Annotated in this window: 3 protein-coding genes; 1 reads left to right on the forward strand and 2 read right to left on the reverse strand. The window is 41.3% G+C overall.

The genetic code is table 11. The features are described 5' to 3' along the window. Positions 1-147 precede the first annotated feature (147 nt). Both AB4135_RS16620 and AB4135_RS16625 read right to left on the reverse strand, forming a co-directional pair. Positions 148-747, reverse strand: a complete 600-nt coding sequence (locus AB4135_RS16620) for a glutathione S-transferase (protein WP_371994580.1) — start codon at positions 745-747, stop codon at positions 148-150. A gap of 10 nt (positions 748-757) precedes the next feature. Then, the gene (locus tag AB4135_RS16625) at positions 758-1,507 is read right to left on the reverse strand and encodes a ferredoxin--NADP reductase (RefSeq protein WP_371994581.1); all 750 of its coding nucleotides are present in this window, start codon (positions 1,505-1,507) and stop codon (positions 758-760) included. A 168-nt stretch (positions 1,508-1,675) separates the two neighbouring features. Here AB4135_RS16625 and AB4135_RS16630 point away from each other — a divergent pair, with 168 nt between their 5' ends. Then, complete coding sequence (locus AB4135_RS16630; protein ID WP_371994582.1) at positions 1,676-2,218, forward strand: histidine phosphatase family protein; 543 nt, start codon at positions 1,676-1,678, stop codon at positions 2,216-2,218. The last annotated feature ends 140 nt before the right edge of the window (positions 2,219-2,358 follow it).

Raw genomic sequence — 2,358 nt, forward strand, 5'->3', positions numbered from 1 at the left:
AAGCCCTGAGAAAGCTCTGAATTGATCACATCTTTAATGGAATTGGTATTAGTGCAAACTTTTAGCCACCGAAAACTTGCTGACACTATTTAGTAACAGCTTAATTAACATAAACTTAATACAACTATCTTTCTTATCTGCATCAATCTACATTTGAGGTTTTGTCGCAATAAAAACATCAGCTTGCTGCGCTTGTTTTAACCAAACACTCAATGCGGAAGTGACATTTCGCCAAGGCAGATCCGGGTGGCGAAAGTCAATGTATTCCAATAAACACACCAACATGACCTGTAACGCTGTTAATTCTGCACTACGAGTAATCCCCAACGTCTCGACCTCTTTTAAACCTCTTAACAAAGCCTGCTCAAAACGCGAGGTCCAAAATGAAGACCGTAAACCTTCATCTTCCCTAAGCTGCTCTTGCCTTAACGAAACTGCGCTATCAAAAATGCCTTTTAATAATGAAAAGTGGCACTGCTGCAACCAATTATGCTCCATTGAACCAAATAGGCGCGACTGACCAAATTCAGTGTCTAAATAACGCATTATCACCTCGCTATCATAGAGTGCAGAGCCATCATTCAGCTGTAAGCAGGGAATTTTAGCTAATGGATTAACTCTTAATAACTCTGGGGAGTTATCAAAAGGATTAGCGACAACCTCATCGATGCCTTCTATATTGTGATAGCAGATAAACACTCTAACGCAGCGAGCATAGGGCGATGCATCGGAATAATACAATTTCATGGTGCATTCCTTACCAATATTTTTCGACCGTAATTTGCCCAGGAGCACGACGTAAGTTCTTAATTAAGCCCCGTTCTTTTAAACATTGTTGGGCATCTGTGATCATTCCTGGATTACCACAAATCATCACTTGCGAATCTTTGGCTGAGAGTTTAACGCCAGCCTTTGCTTCAATGTCACCATTGCTAAGCCCATCAGGAATACGACAACTTAATGCGCCCTCCAAAGGCTCTCTAGTCACCGACAATACCAGCTTAAATTGTTGCGGGTACTTGGCTTCAAATGCTCTAAGCTCGGCTAAGTAGGCTAAATCTTCACTCTCCCGCACACCGTAAACCAACACCACTTGCTGGTAACTTTGCCATGGTTCATCGGTGGCCATAATCGAGATAAAAGGGCCGACTGCAGTGCCAGTTGCAAGAAACCATAAGTGCTCTCCCTTGTTATCATCTTTAGGAAGTTCATCAAGGGTCATAAACCCTGTCGCCTTGGTCGCTACATCAATCACATCGCCTTTTGAGAGTGCTTGAAGATTAGGTGACAGTTGACCATCATCGACTGCAACAGCCAAAACTTCGATATAATCAGTGCCGGGCGGATTAACAAGAGAGTAGGCTCGGCCAATACGTTTATCACCAATCAGCTGGCTCAATTTGATAAACTGGCCAGCGATAAAGTCGCCAATGTCGACTTTAATTTTTAAGGAAAACAACTTATCGCTCCAATCTTGCCGTTCTATGACTTTTCCTTCAATCCACATAATCTGCTCCCAAAGTGAGTCGTCATTTCAGCATAAACTTTTATTTCATATTCAGAAAGATTAATCTATCAAAGATATTGTTGAGCTTAAAAATTATAAGAACCAGACGAAAAGCACTGCTAACGCTTTCTTTATAAAAATAAAAATGAGTAATCCCAAGGTTTGCCTATGAAAATCGCCATCAAAACACTATTTGTATTTACCATTCTTATGCTCAATAGCAATGCCCTATACGCAGCCGAGCAAACCAATTTCAATGGAGCAAAAAGCAAAACTGTCATCGTGGTACGTCATGCTGAAAAGCTCAATGATGGCACGCGAGATCCTGCATTAAATAAGGAGGGAATATTAAGATCGATTTCACTCATCAATGCTTTACCTAACCTCCCTCTTTCTCAAGCGATCGCCAGTAACTACCAACGCACGCAACTGACATTAAAACCCATTGCAGAGGCAAATAATATTACAATAGAGATAGTCGGAACTGCTGACGGTTTGCAAGAACATATAACACAAGTCGTTGAACTCGTTAAGAGTTCAAATGGAAACAGCGTAGTCGCTGGGCACTCCAATACAGTACCACTTATCATTAAAGCGCTGGGCGGCCCCAAAATAACGCCATTAAAGGAATCAGACTACGGAGATCTGTACCTATTATCGATAAAGGAAACGGGCGAAGTAAGTTTAGAAAAACATCATTTTGGCAAGTAGTTCACATCATCACAATCTGAATGATTAGGGGCTGTTGATCTTTCACGGTTGTTTTTGCCGCAGTTTATTGGCTATTTTGACAAGGCGGAGGCTATGCCGTTTAGTTATTCTCCACAAATAGTCTACAACACAGTAAAAAT

This window comes from Shewanella sp. 10N.286.54.B9 (assembly GCF_041468565.1).
GTDB lineage: Bacteria > Pseudomonadota > Gammaproteobacteria > Enterobacterales > Shewanellaceae > Shewanella.